We start from the raw sequence: 18,745 nt of genomic DNA, 5'->3' as shown, positions 1-18,745 counted from the left end.
CCGCGGCGCACGACTCCGCGACACCCACCAGCGGTTCAGGCATCGACCAGAATGAAGCAATAACCAGACCATTTATAGGGAAAACCCGGCTCACAGGCGCTGACGCGGTTTCCAAGGTCGGAAAATGTCCACAGAATCTGTGGATAAGGATGTGGGCTCACCGGGCAATCAGGATTCATCAGATTGATATACAAGGACATTTCTACAACGTTCAGAGCTTTTCCAGGATCGCACGCAAAAAGTGCCAAACGCCATCCACGGCGCCTGCCAAAGAAGCCTAGACTGTCAGAAGTATTGCGAGTTGACGATGAAATGGACCCCGATGGCCGCAAAATAACCAAGGAGAATCACAGGGCACCATTTCAGATGGCTGCTGAAGCTGTATCGTCCCCCGGTCATCCCGAGCAAAGCGATGCCCGGTGCCGACCCGATGGCCAGGAGACTGCCCCCCACCCCCAAGGTCAGGGTCACGAGCAGCCACTGTCCTTCGGGCAGTTCGGGGCGCATGCTCAGAACGGCGAACATCAGCGTGCCGTTGTCGACGAACGCGGAGGAGAGCCCGATCAGCACGTTTGCGAGCGTGGCACTGTGCTGGCCATACAGCCAGGCCGAGACGGCATCCAGATAGCCGATGAAGCCGAGCCCGCCGATGCCCGTCATCGCACCATAAAAGAACAGGAGCGTGTCCCATTCCAGCCGCCCCACCTTTTCGAAGATATCGAAACGCTGCGTTTCGAGAATGCCGTCCGGCATATCAGGCTCGGGTGGGGACAGTTTGGCATCCCGGGCACTCGAAGCGATGCGATTTTCGGTCTTGCGAAGATAAAACGTGAAGAACTGCAACAGCGACAGCCCGGCCATCATCCCCGCGGCCGGCGGCAGGCGAAGATACATATCAGAGAACACCGCCAACCCGATGGTGACCCCGAACAGGATGATCACCCGCACGGCTCCGCGCCGCATCGCGATACTCTCCGCTTCCACCCGCGGCGTGTCGTGAGGCACCGCGAAATGCATCGCAAGCGCGGGCACCAGAAAATTCACCAGACAGGGAACGAACAAGGTGAAGAACTGGGTGAACTCCAGCATCCCCTTCTGCCAGACGAACAGGGTGGAAATGCCGCCCAAGGGGCTGAACGAACCGCCGGCATTGGTGGCCACCACGACGTTGATGCAGGCCAGCGAAACGAAACGGGGACTGTTCCTTCCCACCGCGACCACGACCACGCCCATGAGCAACCCGGCCGTCAGACCATTGACCACGCTGGAGATGAAAAACACCAGGGTTCCGGTGACCCAGAACAATGCCTTGTAGCCCAGCCGCAGCCTCACCAACGCAAGCCGCAAGGCGTCGAAGACACCCATGTCCTCCATGGCGTTCAGATAGGTCATGGACACCATGATGAACAGCAGCAGTTCGATATAGGCGAGGAGATTCGAGGTGAACGCCGTCACCGCCGCAGCGACCTGCCCGTGCTGCCGGTAGACGAGGGAAATGGCGAACCAGACGAGAGCGGCACCGAGGAGCATGGGTTTGGATTTCCGCAGATGCGTGACTTCCTCCAGCATGGCTGCGGCGTAGGCCGACACCATCACGACCAGCGAGAAATACCCTGCCCAGTGGTGAGTCAGATCCAAAGGCACCGGCGATGTCTCCGCATCGCCCAAGGCGGCCGATGGAAGCCCGACAAGCAGTCCCAGCAACGGCAAGGCCAATTTCTTCGCCAGCGGATTCATTGGATGTCCTATTTCAAAAACGGCGCAGTGTAAGGGAAATGTCCTGGAACAACGGCGCTCCGTCGCCGACGGGGCTGTCGGCGTCAGAAAGTCACGGTCACGTCGGCGGAAAACAGGAATTGGTCCGAGCGCTTCCCTGCATCGAAAATCTTGATGGCGTCCGACCAGTCGTAGCGGGCATTGGGACGCAGGATGACCCAGTTCAGGGGCTTCCAGTTCAAACCCACCGTCAGCGCGTAATACCCGCTGCCCTGGAACGGATAGACGGTGGAGAAATCCGGGTTGCAGGCATAGGGCCGGGCCTCCCCGGCGCCGTTGACGTTCATGCTACCGCTGCAGCGCGGCGGTCCGGACACCCGGAAGCCATTGTTGTCGCGCCACCATTCGGCCCTGAGTCCTACTGACCAATGCTCCTCCAACGCATAGGTCAGCCACTGGGCGATGCCGTACCACTGGGCGTTCTCGAGCTTTCCGCCGTTGCGGGTGTAATTGGCGGTCTGCACCTGATCCGCGAAACCATGGGTATGTTCGATGACGTAATGGAGCCTGTCATCCAGAAAACTCGTCTTACCCACCAGGCTGTATATCGCCCAGAGGTCGCCGAACCGTTCGGAACGCCCTCCTGCCATTGCCGTCAGACTGAGCGAATCGCTCTTGTCATCGCTGGTCCAGACGCCGCCCCCAAGGAAATCCCAGTTTCCCAGCTGCTCATCCCAGGTGCCGTCGCCGCCGCCGGTGGCGCTGCCGGTGACCGCGCCGGCCGATACGGCCCAATTGGCGTCGATCGCATAACCGGACAGAATGCCGGTATGGGTGAAAGGGTTGAACTGAAAGGTATAAGGTCGGGTGATGAAAAAGTTGTCCGGCGCCGTCACCATTTCGTACCCCAGCGGAGTATAGAAATGGCCAGCCTTGACGACGATGCCGTTGCCCATCGGCAGATTGAATTCGGCATAGGCCTGGGGCAGAGCGATGCCGTAGAAGCGGTCCGACCAGCTCGATAGATGCAGGTCCCAATGCCCGCGGTTCAGTGGCCGACCCGTTCTCGGGTCGACGTAGGGGATGCCGTAGGCCTGGGTGAAGATCGTGTCGGTACCGTACATGAAGTCGAAACGGCCGCCGACGTCCCACTCGTTGGGACCGACCGCGATGGCCCGCTCCAGATACAGATAGAACTGGTTCATCTGAGGTTCGCCGGCACGGTCGTTGAAAGAAACCGGGCCGTTGAAATTGTCCGCCGGCCTGCTCGCATTGTATGTCACGCTGGCGTTCACCCATCCTCCCAGACGGATGCCCAACCGCTGGAATCCCGTGCGTTGATCGATCCCGGCGCCGAGAAAATCGAGCAGGCCCGAGGTGGTATCCGTGGCGGATGCCTGGAAACCGGTCGAGAACAGGCCCGTAAGGAGAGCGTAAGCCCACGCAAAGCGAACCAGCCTCGCCAGTGCCATGAACATTCGTCATCCGAAGAGAAAAACGAGGGCAGTTTATCTGCGCGGAGATAAAAAGTACGTAAAAAGATTCCGGCACGGACAAACTCCCTGCCTTGACCGTTCCCTCTCAGAAAACTGAACCGCCCAGAAGATCGGCGGTACGGCGGAGACGCCGCGGCGCTGGATACGGCAGTCCGCGAACGACAACGGAAAACGCGAGAGAACGACGCTCAGCGAGCATGAGCGGATCAAGGCGTTGGAATGGGAGGTGCGGGAACTGCGCCAGGCCAACGAGATCCTGCGCAAGGCATCGGCGTATGTTGCCCAGGCGGAGTTCGAAAGCCCGTTCAAGCGATGAAGGCGTTCATCGACCAGCACCGCGAAGTCTATGGAGTCGTGCCGATCTGCAAGGTGCTGCCGATCGCTCCATCGACGGACTGGCGGCATGCGGCCCGTCAGGCCGATCCCAGCAGAGGTCGGCCCGCTCCCGGCGCGACGAGTGCCGATGCGGGTAAATCCGACGGGTCTGGGCGGAGAATTTCCAGGTCTACGGCGCGGACAAGGTCTGGCAGAATCGCGGCGCGAAGGTCTCCCGCTCGGTCCGGGCCGACTTCGGGCTGGATGCCCTGGCACAGGCGCTGCGTGCGCGCAAGCCGTTCGGCCCCGGCAGCCTGGTCCCTCAGGCGATAGGGAAAACCAGTACCCGTCGATCCGGCACACCGAGCGCCCGGTCGAGGCTGGCCTCGAACCCCGGGGGGCGGCGTGGGAGGGGTCGCATGACACCATCTTTGCCGAAACCCTCAACGGGCTGTACAAGGCCGAGGTGATCCATCGGCAAGCCTGGAAGAACCGGGAGGCGGTGGACTGGGTTACCCAGACCTTGGGTGGACGGGTTCAACCATCGCAGGCTGCTGGAGCCCATCGGCTACCTCCCGCCCGCCGAGGCCGAAGCCGCCCATTACCGTAGCCTTCCCGAGTCCGCCATGGCTCCGTGACTCTCATCCGGAAAACACGGGGCGGTTCACTTTTCGCCAGGCACCGTAGGACTCGCATGGACGGATCACCGATCGATCCATAAGCGAACCCCCGGTTCCGTGCCATGAGGGCTCCAGAACCGGGGGCCGATTCGGGAATGGGCATTCCCGCTTCTTTGCGGCTTTTGGAATTCGGGAGAATTCCAAAAAGGAACTCCTTGATTACATCATGTCATCCATGCCGCCGCCGGCCGGCACGCCGCCTTTTTCCTTCTTGGGCATTTCTGCGACCATCGCCTCAGTGGTCAACATGAGACCCGCGACGGAAGCCGCGTTCTGCAGGGCGGAACGGGTGACCTTGGTGGGATCCAGAATACCCATCTCGATCATGTCGCCGTATTCGGCGGTGCCGGCATTGTAGCCGAAGGTCCCGGTGCCTTCCTGGACTTTCGCGAGTACGACCGATGGCTCCTCGCCGGCATTGGCTACGATCTGGCGCAGCGGCTCTTCGATCGCCCGGCGCAGGATGGCGATTCCCACCGTCTGATCGTGGTTTTTGCCTTCCAACGTCTTCAGCGCCTGCTGGGCCCGGATCAGCGCCACGCCGCCGCCCGGCACGATGCCTTCTTCGACGGCCGCGCGGGTGGCGTGCAGCGCGTCTTCGACGCGTGCCTTCTTCTCCTTCATCTCGACCTCAGTGGCCGCTCCGACCTTGATGACGGCCACGCCCCCGGCCAGCTTGGCCACACGTTCCTGGAGTTTCTCGCGATCATAGTCGGAGGTGGTGTCCTCGATCTGCTTGCGGATCTGCTCGACCCGGGCCTTGATGGCATCCGCGGAACCCGCGCCGTCGACGATGGTCGTGGTTTCCTTGTTGATCTGGATTTTCTTTGCCTGGCCCAGATCGGTGAGTTCGACCTTCTCCAGACTCAGACCCAGCTCCTCGGAAATCACCTGACCGCCGGTCAGGATGGCGATGTCTTCCAGCATGGCCTTGCGGCGGTCGCCGAAACCGGGTGCTTTGACCGCACAGACCTTGAGGATGCCGCGCATGTTGTTGACCACCAGGGTGGCCAATGCCTCACCGTCCACGTCTTCGGCGATGATTAACAACGAACGGCCGGCCTTGGCGGTTTTCTCCAGTACCGGCAGCAGGTCGCGGATGCTGGAGATCTTCTTGTCGTGCAGGAGAACGTAAGGATTCTCGAGTTCCACGCCCATGGTGTCCTGCTTGTTGATGAAGTACGGGGACAGGTAGCCGCGGTCGAACTGCATACCTTCGACGACGTCGAGCTCGTTCTGCAGACCAGAGCCCTCCTCAACCGTGATCACGCCTTCCTTGCCGACCGTGTCCATGGCCTGGGCGATGATCTGGCCGATGCTTTCATCGGAGTTCGCGGAGATGGTGCCAACCTGGGCGATGGCCTTGCTATCGGTGCAGGGCTTGGACAGCTTCTTCAATTCCTCCACCACGACGCCGACGGCCTGGTCGATGCCGCGCTTGATGTCCATCGGATTGGCGCCGGCTGCGACCGATTTCAGGCCCTCCCGCACGATGGCCTGGGCCAGCACGGTGGCGGTGGTGGTGCCATCACCGGCCACATCGGAAGTCTTCGAGGCAACTTCCTTCACCATTTGCGCGCCCATGTTTTCGAACTTGTCCTTCAGCTCGATTTCCTTGGCGACGGACACGCCGTCCTTGGTCACGACCGGAGCGCCGAAGCTTTTTTCCAGAACGACGTTACGTCCCTTCGGCCCTAGGGTCTGCTTCACCGCGTCGGCGAGGATGTTCACGCCGGCCAGCATGCGGTGACGGGCGTCGTCCGAAAAACGTACTTCTTTTGCTGCCATCAGTTCATTCCTCCAGTGTTCACTTCAAAAGCTTGGTCAAAGATCAGGATTCGATAACACCCATGATGTCGTCTTCGCGGAGCATCAGGTACTCCGTACCGTCGATTTTGATCTCGGTGCCGGAATACTTGCCGAACAGTACCGTATCGCCTGCCTTCACAGCCAAGGGGCGCACCTGACCATTGTCCAGCACTTTGCCGGTGCCGACGGCGACGATCTCGCCCTTGATCGGCTTCTCCTTTGCAGTATCGGGAATCACGATGCCCCCCGGGGAGGTCTTCTCTTCTTCCCGGCGGATAACCACAACACGGTCATGCAAGGGACGGATTTTCATGATGACTTGGAACTCCTTTAACTATGTTGCTTCAAGGAATGGTGCGAAATGCACGGAATTCAGCGATTAGCACTCTCAGGCGGGTGCTGCCGACGATATAGAGACACGGAACCTGATTTCAAGGCCCATGACTGACCGGCCTTCTGTATGCCTCCCATAAAGGAATCTCCGAACGCGGAACCCCATGAAACAGACCACCTTCGCCTCCTTGGCCTTTGACCGGAAGAAGAAGCAGACCCGGCGCGAGAAGTTCCTGGCCGAGATGGAGCGGGCGGTGCCGTGGCCGGAACTGCTGGCGGTGATCGAACCGCATTACCCGAAAGCGGGTCGGCGCGGTCGTCAACCGTACCCGTTGGCGACGATGCTCAGGCTTTACTTCCTCCAACAAGGGTATGCCTTGTCCGACCCGGGCCTGGAAGATGCCCTGTACGAGATCGAATCGATGCGGCGTTTTGTGGGTCTGGAGTCGGCCGATGACGCGCTGCCGGATGAAACCACGCTCCTGAATTTCCGGCGCCTCGTCGCCGGTCGCCCATCCGGCTACGAATGCCCTGCAACGACCGCGAACCCATCATGGTCGAAGACAAAGGCGATTACGTGTGGAGGGAATCAACCGATGACCCCGCGCCGTGTTCTGAATAAGGCCGAATCCGCCGCCTGCCTGGGTCTGAGCACCGAAGCATTCGACAAAAAACGTCAACGTCAAACCGCCCCCTTCAAAAATATCCGCGCCATCCTCTACGACATGCGCGACCTCGACGACTGGCCGGACCGACTCAAATGCCGGGAACGACAGGAATCTTGACCCGCTCCGAGCCAGCCGTACCAGGGAAAACGAGAGAAGTCCGTCAACCCCGGAGAATGACGGACATGAAGAAGAGCAAATCATTGGCTTCCAGCGGCAGGCCGAGGCCGGCATGGCCATCCCCGAGCTGTGCCGCAGCGGCGGCTTCAGTCAGGCCACGTTTTGCAAATGGCGCACCAAGTACGGCGGCATCCCGGTCTCCGAAGCCCGGCGCCTGCGCGAGCTGAAGAGCGAGAACGCCAAGCTCGAGCGCCTGCTGGCCGAGGCGCACCTTGGGTAAAACGCTAGCCCCACAGGCGCGGCGTGCCTGCCGCCTTGTGGAAGAAAACGGAGTAGGCTTTGAAGTGAGGCAAGCGCTCATGGGCTACACCAGCGTCACCCACATCTACCGCCCAGTCAACGTCCGCCGGATGCTGGACGCGCTCTGGCTGCTATGCCGCAATGAAGAAGGAGAAGAATGAAAAGTCGTGCGACTTTTCAAGAAAGTGGTGGGCCGTATTGGATTCGAACCAATGACCACTGCATTAAAAGTGCAATGCTCTACCGACTGAGCTAACGGCCCCAGGAAGACGACCATTATAAAGAAGGCATGGGTAATGAAGCAAGTCGATGTGTGCGTCCCTCACCTCTGGCACCCGGGGTGATGTGGGAGGAGGAATCGGAGAGGGGGTGCTGGCCGAGGCGATGGTGAGGTCGTTTGGTGCTGTCGAAGACGAGCCAATCGGCCAGTTTCTGGTTGAAGAGGCCAAAGCCGGTAAATAGCGGGTCTTCGTGGTAATCCACGAAGGATTCTTGCAGGGTGCGGTTGAAGCGTTCGATGTGGGCAGTGATCTTGGGCGGCTTGGGGTAGGAATACCGGCGTCCGATACCGTGGGCCTCGAGGGTTTGAGCAAGACCAGCCTCGAACTCGGAGCCGTCGTCCGAGAGGAGCCGGGCTGGGCGCTCCTTGCCTCCTTGGACTTGCCCGGTTTGGGATGGCGCTACGCCCTTTGCTATCGAGACGGCGGGAACTCCAGCGCATTTGTCTGGGGCGCACTGGACCGGGCCGCGCTTATGCAGTCGAGCGGTACACACGCCCCCTTCACATTGACCGACTTCGCTCGGCGACGGACAATGGTTTCCCCGCTCGGCTTCGATTTCCGCATCATGCGACTCCTCCTGCGTTGTCTGCTTCTGGCCACGATGCTCACGCTGTTCGGATGCGTCTGGCTGCGGCTGCTGGAAGTCAAGAATCAGCTCGAGGATTTCGACGATCATTTCAAGGTGGTCTCGACCGATCATTTTCTGCTCGAATTCCTGCATCCGGTCCTTTACGCCGACGATTTTCGCGAGCTGACGCGGATGGAGCCAACCCGGATCGAAACACTGCCCAAAGGCAGCCGCTGGTATGTGTTGTTCGAAAAGATCGATATGAATGGCAAACGGGATCCCGACCAGCGGGATCTGGAGTTTGTGCTCGGCTTCAACGCGAAGTCGCGGCTGGAGATCTGGGATTTTCCACCTCCTTTCCTCGCCGCCGCGCCTCCGCAGTTTCTTGAAGCTTCGTTACGGTCGCTGGGCAAGGGAGAAATCTTCCAGGATCAGCGCCAGCTCAAGGTCGATCCGAAAGACCTACCGCAAATCGGCGCGGAACTTCCCAACCAGGCCCGTGTAAAAGAAGGCCTGGGACAGCCGGCGCTGGAACTGGACCATGAAGACGGTCGGCTCTGGGTGTACCGCTACCGGGTCAATACCCCTCATATCGAAGATGACGAAGGAAGCCGGCGCATTGCGGTGGCCAGACTCTGGTTCGATCCGGCCACCCAGACCTTACGGAAATTCGCCGGAAAATTCATCGGCCTCAAGCTGTCCATCGATTACCGCAAATTTTTGTCCGCCAAACACGCTGCCCACACCGACGACCAGTGAGCGGCGATTCTGCAACATCCCTTCACCATGCGAATCAATCTTCAAAGTCTGGGCTGCCGCCTGAACGAGGCGGAACTGGAAAGTTGGGCCCGGGAATTCCAAGCCGCCGGCCACCGTCTCGTCAGTGAAACAGGCGATGCCGACCTCATCGTCCTGAATTCCTGTGCCGTGACCGCCGAAGCAGTACGCAAGTCGAGACAGATGATACGACGCACCCAGCGGCTAAGTCCCCGCGCACGCCTCGTGCTCAGCGGCTGCTACGCCACGCTGCATGGTGACGAAGCGGCAGCGCTCGGCGTCGATCTGGTAGTCAGCAACGCAGACAAATCACGCCTGGTTGAAATCGCCGCACGGGAACTCGCACTGGAAGCCATGCCGGAATTTTCCACCGAGCCCGGCGAGGCCGCCCTGTTCGCTCTGGGTCGGCAGCGCGCGTTCGTCAAGGTGCAGGACGGCTGCCGTTACCGCTGCACGTTCTGCATCGTCACCGTGGCGCGGGGCGAAGAGCGCAGCCGCCTGCCCGCGGAAGTCATCCGGGAAATCCGGCGGTTGCAGGCAGAAGGCGTTCAGGAGGTAGTGCTGACGGGCGTGCATCTCGGCGGCTACGGCAGCGACCTTGGGCTGCCGCTGGATGCGTTGATCCGCTCCATTCTGCAGGAAACGGAGATTCCGCGCCTGCGGCTGGGCTCTCTGGAACCCTGGGATCTGCCTCCGGGCTTTTTCGACCTGTTCGAGAACCCCCGTTTCATGCCGCATTTGCACCTGCCGCTGCAGAGCGGCAGTGACACAGTGCTCAAACGCATGGCGCGGCGCTGCAAGTCGGAAGAATTCGCTCGATTGGCGGACCACGCCCGGCGTCAGGTGCCCGACATCAACATCACGACCGACATCATCGTCGGTTTTCCAGGAGAAACCGAACGGGAATGGGAGGAAAGCCTGCAGTTCATCGAAACCATCGGTTTCGGCGACATCCACGTCTTCACCTATTCCGTCCGCGAGGGCACGAAAGCGGCGGCAATGGGAGGGCACGTCCCTGCCGAAATCAAGAAGGAACGCAGCCGGGTCCTGCACGAACTGGCTCTGGGTCAAAAACGGGCGCTGCTAGGTCGGTTCGTCGGCAGGGAAATGCCCGTGCTCTGGGAAAACCGGAGGGACGGCGCCGATCGCGGCTACACGCCGAACTATCTCCGCGTCGCCATACAGACTCCGGAAACCGGGCTGACCAACCGCATCACGCCGGTCCGCCTCGTGAAGGTGGATGCCTCCGGCGAATTCCTCTGGTGCGGACCGGTTACTCTTCCACCGGCAGCTCCAGCAGATACAAGGTGGCGCCGATGACCGCCGCCGGCGCGGCGAGCACGTTGAGGAGAGGGATCGTCTGAGCCAGCAAGACCGTCCCACCGAACGTCGCTGCCCCGAGTCGGAACCGCCCCAGCAGGCTCCGCTGGTGGTCGAAATCGTAGCCGCGTGCTTCCAGCGGATAAGCCGTGTATTCCAGTGCCATGAACCAGGCATTGAAGATCATCCATAGCACCGGCGCGACGAGGTTGACGACCGGAACCAGGAACAGGGCCGCCAGCGGCACGATGCGTAGCCCCAGGTAGGCCAGGCGCCGGAACTCGCTCCTCAGGGCCGACCACATGCCGACCTCGCCCGCCACTCCCGCTGGCCGGATCCGGCGTCCCGTCGCCAGTTCCGCCGTGCGTTCGGCCAGGACGCCATAGAACGGCGAGCCGATGATGTTGGCCAGCACCGAGAAGGTGAAATACATCAACGTGAAGAAACCGACGGCGAACACGGGCCACAGCAGCCAACGCAGGAAATCCAGCCATCCCGGCAGCATCCAGTTCAGGAACGCGGAAAAATAGCGGATCCCCAGCCACAGCCCCAGGCCGTAGAGGACCAGATTGACCGCCAGCGGAATCCAGACGTAGCGCCGGATACCGGGCTTGGCCAACCAGGTCAAGCCGGTGATCAGGCAGCGGAAGGCCGTCATAGGCGAATTCAAACGGCGGAAGTCGATCGCCGTCACCTGCGAAATGGGATTGCTCATGAGGAAATCGTGAGAAACCGACTGTAGAGCATATCACGAAGGCGGCTGCGCATCGCCGGCGGCATCTCCGCCTCCCTTGAACATCGCCGGATTCATACCATGCCGGCTCAGGAGCCGGTAAAACTCGGTACGGTTGCGCTTAGCCAGACGGGCGGCCTGGGTCACGTTCCCTCGGGTCATCTGCAATAGGCGGATGAGGTAGTTGAGTTCGAACTGGTCCCTGGCTTCCTGCAACGAAGGGAAAGACGACGGCGCCTCCCGCAAAGCACGTTGCACCAGGGTCACGGGGATCAGTGGCGTGGTCGACAGCGCCACGCACTGTTCCACCACGTTGCGCAGTTGCCGGACGTTGCCGGGCCACTGAAAATTCACCAGCGCCTCCATCGCCTCCGGAGAGAAGCCCTTGACCTGGTCGCCGTATGAACTCACCAGCTCCCGAAGAAAATGCATGGCCAGCAAGGGAATGTCCTCGGGACGCTTGACCAGGGGCGGCAACAGCAGGGTCACGACGTTGAGGCGGTAATACAGATCCTCGCGGAAGTTCCCCTCCGCCATCGCCTGTTCAAGGTCGACATGGGTGGCCGAGATCACCCGGACGTCGACCGGCTCGTCATGGGTCGCTCCGACGGGACGCACCTTCATCTCCTGAAGGGCGCGCAACAGTTTCACCTGGAAGGATCGTGGCATGTCACCGACTTCATCCAGGAACAGCGTGCCACCGTCGGCCGCTTTGAACAGGCCCTGGTGGTCCCGCGTCGCCCCGGTGAACGCCCCCTTGCGGTAACCGAACAGCTCGGACTCGAGCAGATTTTCCGGGATGGCGCTGCAATTGACCGCCACGAACGGCCCCTTGGCACGAGGACTGAGGTCGTGAATGGCCCGAGCCAGCAGTTCCTTGCCGGTACCGCTTTCACCACCGATGAACACGCTGGCCCGGTTCTGGGCCACACGCTGGGCCTGCCCCAGGACCTCTTCCATCAAAGGGCTCTGGGTGACGATCCGGGCGCGCCACTCCTCCTTGTCGGGAATGACGGTCGTGTTTCCGTTGATGCGGATCGCTTCGGAGATGTGCTCAATCAGTTCGTTCTTGTCCACCGGCTTGGTGACGAATCCGAATACGCCCCGCCGGGTCGCCGCGACTGCGTCGTTGATGGTACCGTGTGCCGTCATGATGATCACTGGCAAGGTGGGATGGCGTTCGTTCAAGGCGTCGAACAATGCCATGCCGTCCATACCGTCCATCCTCAGATCGGTGACGACGACATGGGGCCGGAAGACCACCACCTGCGACAGTGCCGACTGGCCGTTCGCCGCTTTCGCCACATCGAACCCCGCCGCGGTCAGGCGCAGCCCGATCAGACGCAACAGGTCGGGATCGTCGTCCACCAGCAACACTCGCTTGCGCGCTTCACTCATCGTTTGAAAAACCCAGTCACTATAATTTCTGCTCAATCGATTTGAGCGTGTTCAATTTATTGCGCAGCTGTTCGACTTCGCTTTCCAGGCTCTGGATCTTGCTGTCCTTGGCCTGGACATCCTTGCGCACCTTGTGCTTTCCGCTCTGTGCTTCCTTGAGCTGTCGATCCAGCTCGGCCTTTTCGGCCGCTTCCCTCTGCGACCGCGACACCAGCTCGCTCAGGTAGGCCAGCCAAGCGCGTACCCGCAGGTCCTCGATCTCGCTGATCACCACCTTGATGTTCCCAAGCGTCACCGAGGCGTCGCCGCACCCCGTCGTCACCATCTGCGCCAGCAATAGGTGTAACCGGTATCCCATGCGGGGACTGGATGCCTGCATACGGTCGACCTGCTGACACTCCGGCAGACGCTCGGCCGGAGCCATCCTGGCGAGGTCTTCGCCGTAGCGGACCAGCGCGTCCAGATCCGTCGCCGCGTAATCGCGGGGAGCTGGCGCAACCGGCTGCTCCGGAGGTTTGGCCGGCCGCCACAGCTGGCATCCCGCGACCAGCCCCGCAAGCAGAGCAAGCAATACATGTGCCTTAGACATCGGCGGGTTCTCCTTGCCGAGGAAATGAAATTCGCACGCGCAACCGCGGCGTCGATTCTTCACACCAGGGGATTCTGACCCGAACCAGGGTGCCGTTGCCGGTCGGCGGATCCAGCAGTTCGACGCTGCCATGGTGGCTCATGACGCACTCGCGGACGATGGCCAGACCGAGCCCCGTACCCGGAATACCCAGTTCGCGTCCCTTGCTGCCCTGGAAGAAAGGCTCGAACACCTGCTGCCGCTCTTCCGGCGCAATTCCCGGCCCCTCGTCGCCGACCTCGAGTTCCATGTAGTGATCCAGGGCGCCGAGCCGCAGTGAAATCAGGCCACCGGCCGGAGAATACTTGACGGCATTGGACAGGAGATTGTCGATCACGGTACGGAGCTGTTCACGGTTACCTTCTATTTCGATCTTCGCCAGGTGGACATCGAGCCGGAGATCTTTCGCCCGCAGGCGCAACTGATACTCGTCCAGCACCTCGCCCACCAGCGCGTGCATGTCCACTGGTTCACGCCGGAGCGCGGCCGGGTCGGCATTGGCCTGACTGTAGTTGATCAGCGCCGTGATCAAGCGCTCGAGCCGCTGGGTATTGCTGACCAGTATCTGGGTGATTTCCTTCTGCTCGGGGTTGAGCTCGCCCACCACTTCATCCGCCAGCAGCCCCGTGCCCTCGTGGATGGTCGCGAGTGGTGTCTTGACCTCGTGCGAGACGTGGCGCATGAACTGCTGCTTGGCCTCCTCCAGCGCATTCAGCCGGCTTCTGAGCCATTCCAGGCGCTCGCCCAGGAAAGTCAGGTCGGACGGGCCGGTGACGCTGACCGGCTGCTGGTAATCGCCGCTCCCCAACTGACGGATCGCGGATTCCAGTTGCCGGATCGGGCGGGTGATGAGGACGGTGAACAGGGCGACGAGGCAGGCCGCGCCGGGGACCAGCACCGCCGACCTCACGAGGATGCGGTCCTGGACCGATTTGGAATGCCCGTCGAGCCGCGCCACCTCCTGGTCGATCAGCACGGTATAGGCCTGCGACAAGGTCCTGGCTTTCCTCCCCAGGGACTGGAACAAGCCGTCGAACTTTTCCAGTCCTGCCGAAGGACCCTGCGAACCACGGCGCGGCACCGTCCCTTGCGTTTTCGCCTTGCGGCTTTCCTGTGCCTCCATCACACTTTGGTAGGCGGCCGCTTCCTCCGAGCCGAACTGATCGAGCTGGGCAGTCAGCGACTCATCTTCGGTGCGGACCCGCAAGTCCAGCACGATGTCCTGCACCTGTTCATGCATGGCTTCGAAGGCGCTGCGCATGTCCGCATCGTCGAACACCAGGAGCTGCTTACCTTTTCGTTCCAGATCGCTCAAACGCTCCATGAGCATGAAGCTTTTCTGGCTGAGCTGCGCGACGGAATAGACGGTTTTTCGGGACTGCGCGGCGAGATCATCCACGGCGCCGACGGTCGAACCGATGGCGACCAACAGCGGCAAAGCCGCCAGCACGAAGCCGCCGAGCACCAGTTTGCTGACCGACAGCGAAGGAAAACGGAATTTGTACAACGAAAGATTCCTGCTGCTTAGGGCCGCTCAAAACGCGCATTTTCGCACCGCATCGGCCAGCAGAGGTGCGAGACACATCCGGTTGGTGGGATGGCTGATGCTGTCGGTCGAGGCTATCGCACCGACGCCCGCCTGTTTGAGGCGGCTCCAGGCATCACCGGTAAACAGCGCATGAGTCACGATCACATCGATTCGGGCGACGCCGGCTCGGGCGAGCAGCCTCGCCGTCTCCGCCAAGGTGGTTCCAGTGCTCGCGACATCGTCCACCAGCACCACGCCCTTGAACGCTCCGGCCTCCTGCGGGAGGGAGATGCCGACCTCTCTGTCTCCCAAACGTCGCTTCGAGGCGACGGCGCAAGGCAGACCTGCCTGCGCGGCAATCGCCTCCACCCATTGCCGGGACTCCTGATCCGGTCCCAATAATAGCCACTCTTTGCGATCCGTCGCCAGATAGCGACTGACGAGCGTCGCCGACGACACACTCAGGACCCGTTTCAGCGGTACCGCCTGCTCCAGACGGTCGATCCTGTGCAAATGGGGGTCGACGGTGATGAGCGCATCGAAATAACGTGCCAACAGATTTCCGACGACCTTCTGGGAGACCGCTTCACCGGCCTGAAATGCGATGTCCTGGCGCATGTAGCAAAGATAGGGCGCCACCAGAACCAACCGGTCGCAGCCTTGCCCGCGCAAGGTCTCGGCGGCCAACACCAGTTCCACCAGTTTGTCGTTGGGACGATCCAGGCTGCGATGCACGACACCCGTCCCCCGCACGTCGGGAGGAACCCTTACGCGACTTTCACCGTCCGGGAACCGGTGGACCTCAATTGCGCGCCACGGACAACCCAAGGCCCCGGCAAGCTCTTGTGACTGAGTCAGGGTTTCGTCGAAGCCCATGACGACCACGATCAGAACTCCATGTGCGTCTTGGTCAGGAAGGCGGCATCTCCGATGCTGTAACCGCTTCTCGTGCGCGTGAACTCCCGGGCGAATTCGAAATTGGCAGGGAATTCCGCGTAGACCCGGTAGAGCGGCTGCCCCTCCTCTACCGTATCGCCCAGCTTGTTCAACAGATCCACGCCTGCCCCGCGGCTCATCGGTGCGCCGGCGAGGCGGGCCGTCTGCGCCAAGAAAAAATTGTCGATCCCGACCACCACGCCGGCCCGCTCCGCCCGCACCTCGAAGACCAGCCTGCCGGGCTCCAGCCGCCGCTCCTGCCGGCCCTGGGCATCGATGATCCGGTGCATCTTGGCGAGCGCCCGGCCCGATTCCAGGATGTCTCGAGCGATCGAATAGCCGAAGCCGCCCCGGACGTCGGGATCGAACTCGAGGATGCGACCGGCCAGGCGCAAGGATTTTTCGCGCAGATCGACCGGCGCTTCCGGATCGTTCTCCAGCACCTGCATGACGTCCCGCACCTCCAGCACCGGACCGATGCCGCGGCCGACCGGCTGGGCACCGTCGGTGATCACGGCTTCCAGATGCAGACCGACGCGGTCACCGACGTATTCGAACAGTTTCCTGAGACTCATGGCATCGCGCATCTGCCGCACCTTGGCGGTGGGGCCGACCGGAATGTCCAACAGCAGATGGGTGGCGCCGGCCGCCAACTTCTTCGACAGGATCGAAGCGACCATCTGGCCTTGAGAATCGATGCCGAGGGGACGTTCGACCGAGATGAGCATATCGTCGACCGGAGCCAGGCGGGTGGTGCCGCCCCACGCCAGACAACCCCGTTCCATCCGCACCAGCCGGTCGAGTGATTCCGGCGCCAGATCGGTGCGCGCGAGCACTTCCATGGTGTCCGCCGTCCCGGCAGGCGAAGTGATGGCGCGGCTGGAGGTCTTGGGGATCAGCATCCCGTGCGCCGCCACGATAGGCACGATCAACAACGACGTCCGGTTGCCCGGAATACCGCCGATGCAGTGTTTGTCGGCCACCAGCGGCTCATTCCAGCTCAGTCTCACCCCGGTTTCCAGCATCGCACGCGTCAGCGACAGCACTTCGTCACGATCCAACCCGTTCTGGCCGGTCGCCACCAGGAACGCGGCCATTTCCATCTTGGAATAGCGCCCTTTGGCAATGTCGCTGGTAATGGCCTGATAATCGCCGTAATCCAGCCGTTCCCCGCCGATCTTGCGCCGGACGCCGTCCATGGACAGCGGAGGCTCGGCCTGCGCCACGTTCACGAGCTGGCCCGCGGGTTCGCCGAAACGCTGGAATGCCTGCTCCGACAGGCCCAGCTCGTCCGGGGCCACGATGCAGACATCGTCCACCACGTTCAGCACCGCCTCGATCTGCTTGCCGTTGCAGCCCACCCGGATCTTGGCGAGCGCCTGAAAGCCCTCCGCCCGATACACCGAACATTCGCGGTGCAGGTACGCCACGTTTTCCCGGTACGTATCGATCGCCACCGGCCGGAGCTTCAGGCGAGTCTTGATCGACTCTTCGTCGGACATCGGTTGGCAATCCTTCCTCGCATCGAAAATCCCCGGCTCTCGCCGGAACCCAGTTTGCCCCTACGATAGCATGCCTTTCGAGCACCACGATCCTTTTCGCCGGCCCTCGTCCCTTCCTCTCCCGGCGCTGTGCTCGCGGCGAATGCGATGGCACCGGCTGCCCCTGCCTGGCTCATCCGAAGTCCTGAGCGTGCGCGCCGCTGAACTCCGTTCCGGCAACCCGCACCATTTTCCGGCGTCGAATACACGAATCACTACTGATTCCTAAGTGACATTTCACAGAAACGTCCAATTGGACGCGGATGCCGCCGACCGGCCGCGATCCTGGCGCTCATCCGCCGGGGAATGGTCATCGCCGCCACCCCATTGAAATCATCGGGATCCATCCCGAAAATGGGCGATGTTGGGACTCATGCCCGCCATCGAACCATCACCCCATGAACACTGAAGAACGCCAAGCACTCGAACGTTTTCTGTCACGGCTGACAGAGATCAAAGGCATCGAGAAAAACCCGGAAGCCGACCGGTTGATCCAGGACGCCGTGGCACGACAGCCTGATGCCGCCTATCTGCTGATCCAGCGCAACCTGTTGCTGGAGAAGGCATTGGAAAACGCCAAGGCCCGCATCGAAGAGCTCCAGCGCCAGCCTTCCCCGGTCAGTCGCAGCAACGGCAGCTTTCTGGGCGGTGATCCCTGGGCGCAGGCCTCGGCACCGGCCGGCCGCACCTGGGACGCCACCCCTGCGGGCTACCGCCAACCCGCGCCGCCGCCCTCGGCGGCTCCCGGCTTCCTGAGCAACATGGCCTCGACCGCCGCCGGCGTGGTTGCGGGCTCGTTCCTGTTCCAGGGCATCGAGAACCTCATCCATGGGGGGCAGCACGATCCCTGGGGCGCGTCAGCCGGCGGTCACCTCACGGAAAATACCACCATCAACAACTACTACGGTTCGGATCAGGCTCCCACCGGAGAAGATCAAGACGGCTGGTCCGATCTGGACGACTCGTTCCTCGACACCGGATACGACTTTTCGGGTGACGATCTCGGAGGAAGCGACGATAACTGGATCTGACGACCCGGGTCCCCTCCGGTCATGGGACGACGGGGTCGCCAGCGCCGTTGCGGAACGCCGGTTTCTGCGCGCGGGGCTTCTTCAGGGAAAGCGACCCGCGGTCGGGAGATCCTCCTGAACGGCACGAAACACCGCGGCGAGCGGGAAGGTTCGGCCAAAATCGGGAATCCGCCGCCGGGCCTTGCGATGCAATGAGGCCGCCCGCTGCCGCGGTTCCTGCGACACGGTCTCGACCCGGCGGCGCTTGGCCGGCTGACGGCCCGCAGCGAATGCGCCGGCGAGAACGAGCCGGCCGATCGGGCGCGGGCCGTCGTAGGCGAACCTGGCGAGGGGGAGGATCGCGTCGTTGCAATCGAAACCGCCCGGAGGCAGCCGCTCCCGAAAGAGGTCGGCTTGGGTCCCGGATCGGAACGTTCGGATCTCGCCGCGCTTCGGCAGGCGTGCCTCCCACCGCTCCGCCCCGACCTATGCCAGACCGTGGCCGATCGGCAGCGACCCGCCGGTCGAGGTCGAGAGGCGATCCGGTTCTTTCCGCCGAAAACCGGGCTCGATCAGGAGGGGTGAACGGGG

Annotated in this window: 13 protein-coding genes, 1 tRNA gene, 3 pseudogenes and 1 other annotated feature; of the genes and pseudogenes, 6 read left to right on the top strand and 11 right to left on the bottom strand. The window is 61.9% G+C overall.

Annotated features, from left to right (window positions below; translation table 11 throughout):
• Positions 1-285: 285 nt before the first annotated feature.
• Positions 286-1,737, bottom strand: a complete 1,452-nt coding sequence (gene nhaD / locus H156_RS0111960) for a sodium:proton antiporter NhaD (protein ID WP_017365179.1) — start codon at positions 1,735-1,737, stop codon at positions 286-288.
• 83 nt (positions 1,738-1,820) lie between these two features.
• Positions 1,821-3,194 carry a porin gene (locus H156_RS0111955; protein ID WP_017365180.1) on the bottom strand — a complete coding sequence of 458 codons (1,374 nt, stop codon included), beginning with the start codon at positions 3,192-3,194 and terminating at the stop codon, positions 1,821-1,823.
• A gap of 118 nt (positions 3,195-3,312) precedes the next feature.
• Between H156_RS0111955 and H156_RS17790 the strand changes: the two are divergent.
• Positions 3,313-4,165, top strand: a pseudogene (locus H156_RS17790) (transposase); the annotation flags it as partial.
• Positions 3,483-3,599: a sequence feature (AL1L pseudoknot), on the top strand. (Overlaps the previous pseudogene by 117 nt.)
• Before the next feature lie 201 nt (positions 4,166-4,366).
• On the opposite strand, the gene groL reads toward H156_RS17790, so the two are convergent.
• Together groL and groES are read right to left on the bottom strand one after the other, a co-directional pair.
• Positions 4,367-5,995 (bottom strand): chaperonin GroEL, encoded by a 1,629-nt coding sequence (gene groL, locus H156_RS0111940; protein WP_017365183.1) that lies wholly within the window; start codon positions 5,993-5,995, stop codon positions 4,367-4,369.
• A gap of 43 nt (positions 5,996-6,038) precedes the next feature.
• Positions 6,039-6,329, bottom strand: coding sequence for a co-chaperone GroES (gene groES, locus H156_RS0111935; RefSeq protein WP_010960961.1), 291 nt, complete (start codon positions 6,327-6,329; stop codon positions 6,039-6,041).
• A 184-nt stretch (positions 6,330-6,513) separates the two neighbouring features.
• Here groES and H156_RS16120 point away from each other — a divergent pair.
• Together H156_RS16120 and H156_RS0111925 are read left to right on the top strand one after the other, a co-directional pair.
• Positions 6,514-6,852 (top strand): annotated as a pseudogene (locus H156_RS16120) (IS5/IS1182 family transposase); the annotation flags it as partial.
• 361 nt (positions 6,853-7,213) lie between these two features.
• A pseudogene (locus H156_RS0111925) lies at positions 7,214-7,408 on the top strand (transposase); the annotation flags it as partial.
• A gap of 212 nt (positions 7,409-7,620) precedes the next feature.
• On the opposite strand, the gene H156_RS0111915 reads toward H156_RS0111925, so the two are convergent.
• Positions 7,621-7,696: transfer RNA gene (locus H156_RS0111915), tRNA-Lys, on the bottom strand.
• A 551-nt stretch (positions 7,697-8,247) separates the two neighbouring features.
• On the opposite strand from H156_RS0111915, the gene H156_RS0111905 reads away from it, so the two are divergent.
• Positions 8,248-9,042: a hypothetical protein gene (locus tag H156_RS0111905; protein WP_017365188.1), complete on the top strand. Its 795-nt coding sequence runs from the start codon at positions 8,248-8,250 to the stop codon at positions 9,040-9,042.
• Between the two features lie 27 nt (positions 9,043-9,069).
• On the top strand, positions 9,070-10,380 hold the full coding sequence (gene mtaB, locus H156_RS0111900; RefSeq protein ID WP_010960965.1) for a tRNA (N(6)-L-threonylcarbamoyladenosine(37)-C(2))-methylthiotransferase MtaB: 1,311 nt from the start codon (positions 9,070-9,072) through the stop codon (positions 10,378-10,380).
• Here the strand turns inward: mtaB and cysZ are convergent.
• The 6 genes from cysZ to H156_RS0111870 are packed head-to-tail and all read right to left on the bottom strand — an operon-like array spanning position 10,334 to position 17,105.
• Positions 10,334-11,095, bottom strand: coding sequence for a sulfate transporter CysZ (gene cysZ / locus H156_RS0111895; RefSeq protein ID WP_017365189.1), 762 nt, complete (start codon positions 11,093-11,095; stop codon positions 10,334-10,336). The two genes, mtaB and cysZ, sit on opposite strands and share 47 nt — an antisense overlap.
• 33 nt (positions 11,096-11,128) lie before the next feature.
• Positions 11,129-12,511, bottom strand: coding sequence for a sigma 54-interacting transcriptional regulator (locus H156_RS0111890; protein WP_010960967.1), 1,383 nt, complete (start codon positions 12,509-12,511; stop codon positions 11,129-11,131).
• A 19-nt stretch (positions 12,512-12,530) separates the two neighbouring features.
• Entirely contained in the window at positions 12,531-13,100 is a 570-nt protein-coding gene (locus H156_RS0111885) for a hypothetical protein (RefSeq protein ID WP_026045926.1), read from the bottom strand.
• The gene (locus H156_RS0111880; protein ID WP_017365191.1) at positions 13,093-14,646 is read right to left on the bottom strand and encodes a sensor histidine kinase; all 1,554 of its coding nucleotides are present in this window, start codon (positions 14,644-14,646) and stop codon (positions 13,093-13,095) included. Before H156_RS0111880 ends, H156_RS0111885 begins: the two co-directional genes overlap by 8 nt.
• A gap of 27 nt (positions 14,647-14,673) precedes the next feature.
• Entirely contained in the window at positions 14,674-15,543 is an 870-nt protein-coding gene (locus tag H156_RS0111875; RefSeq protein WP_017365192.1) for a ribose-phosphate pyrophosphokinase, read from the bottom strand.
• Positions 15,544-15,554: 11 nt separating this feature from the next.
• A complete protein-coding gene (locus tag H156_RS0111870) occupies positions 15,555-17,105 on the bottom strand; it encodes a thymidine phosphorylase family protein (RefSeq protein WP_017365193.1) in 1,551 nt (516 codons plus the stop codon).
• 437 nt (positions 17,106-17,542) lie between these two features.
• On the opposite strand from H156_RS0111870, the gene H156_RS0111865 reads away from it, so the two are divergent.
• Entirely contained in the window at positions 17,543-18,175 is a 633-nt protein-coding gene (locus tag H156_RS0111865; protein WP_017365194.1) for a DUF2076 domain-containing protein, read from the top strand.
• Positions 18,176-18,745: the final 570 nt, after the last annotated feature.

Source organism: Methylococcus capsulatus str. Texas = ATCC 19069 (genome assembly GCF_000424685.1).
Classification (GTDB): Bacteria; Pseudomonadota; Gammaproteobacteria; order Methylococcales; family Methylococcaceae; genus Methylococcus; species Methylococcus capsulatus.
The sequence above is the reverse complement of the archived record's forward strand: the minus strand, read 5'-3'. Positions and strand labels throughout refer to the sequence as shown.

Coding starts and splice junctions, on each gene's coding strand:
- nhaD (WP_017365179.1), bottom strand. CDS start 1,737: ATGAATCCGCTGGCGAAGAAATTGGCCTTGCCGTTGCTGGGACTGCTT.
- H156_RS0111955 (WP_017365180.1), bottom strand. CDS start 3,194: ATGTTCATGGCACTGGCGAGGCTGGTTCGCTTTGCGTGGGCTTACGCT.
- groL (WP_017365183.1), bottom strand. CDS start 5,995: ATGGCAGCAAAAGAAGTACGTTTTTCGGACGACGCCCGTCACCGCATG.
- groES (WP_010960961.1), bottom strand. CDS start 6,329: ATGAAAATCCGTCCCTTGCATGACCGTGTTGTGGTTATCCGCCGGGAA.
- H156_RS0111905 (WP_017365188.1), top strand. CDS start 8,248: ATGGTTTCCCCGCTCGGCTTCGATTTCCGCATCATGCGACTCCTCCTG.
- mtaB (WP_010960965.1), top strand. CDS start 9,070: ATGCGAATCAATCTTCAAAGTCTGGGCTGCCGCCTGAACGAGGCGGAA.
- cysZ (WP_017365189.1), bottom strand. CDS start 11,095: ATGAGCAATCCCATTTCGCAGGTGACGGCGATCGACTTCCGCCGTTTG.
- H156_RS0111890 (WP_010960967.1), bottom strand. CDS start 12,511: ATGAGTGAAGCGCGCAAGCGAGTGTTGCTGGTGGACGACGATCCCGAC.
- H156_RS0111885 (WP_026045926.1), bottom strand. CDS start 13,100: ATGTCTAAGGCACATGTATTGCTTGCTCTGCTTGCGGGGCTGGTCGCG.
- H156_RS0111875 (WP_017365192.1), bottom strand. CDS start 15,543: ATGGGCTTCGACGAAACCCTGACTCAGTCACAAGAGCTTGCCGGGGCC.
- H156_RS0111870 (WP_017365193.1), bottom strand. CDS start 17,105: ATGTCCGACGAAGAGTCGATCAAGACTCGCCTGAAGCTCCGGCCGGTG.
- H156_RS0111865 (WP_017365194.1), top strand. CDS start 17,543: ATGAACACTGAAGAACGCCAAGCACTCGAACGTTTTCTGTCACGGCTG.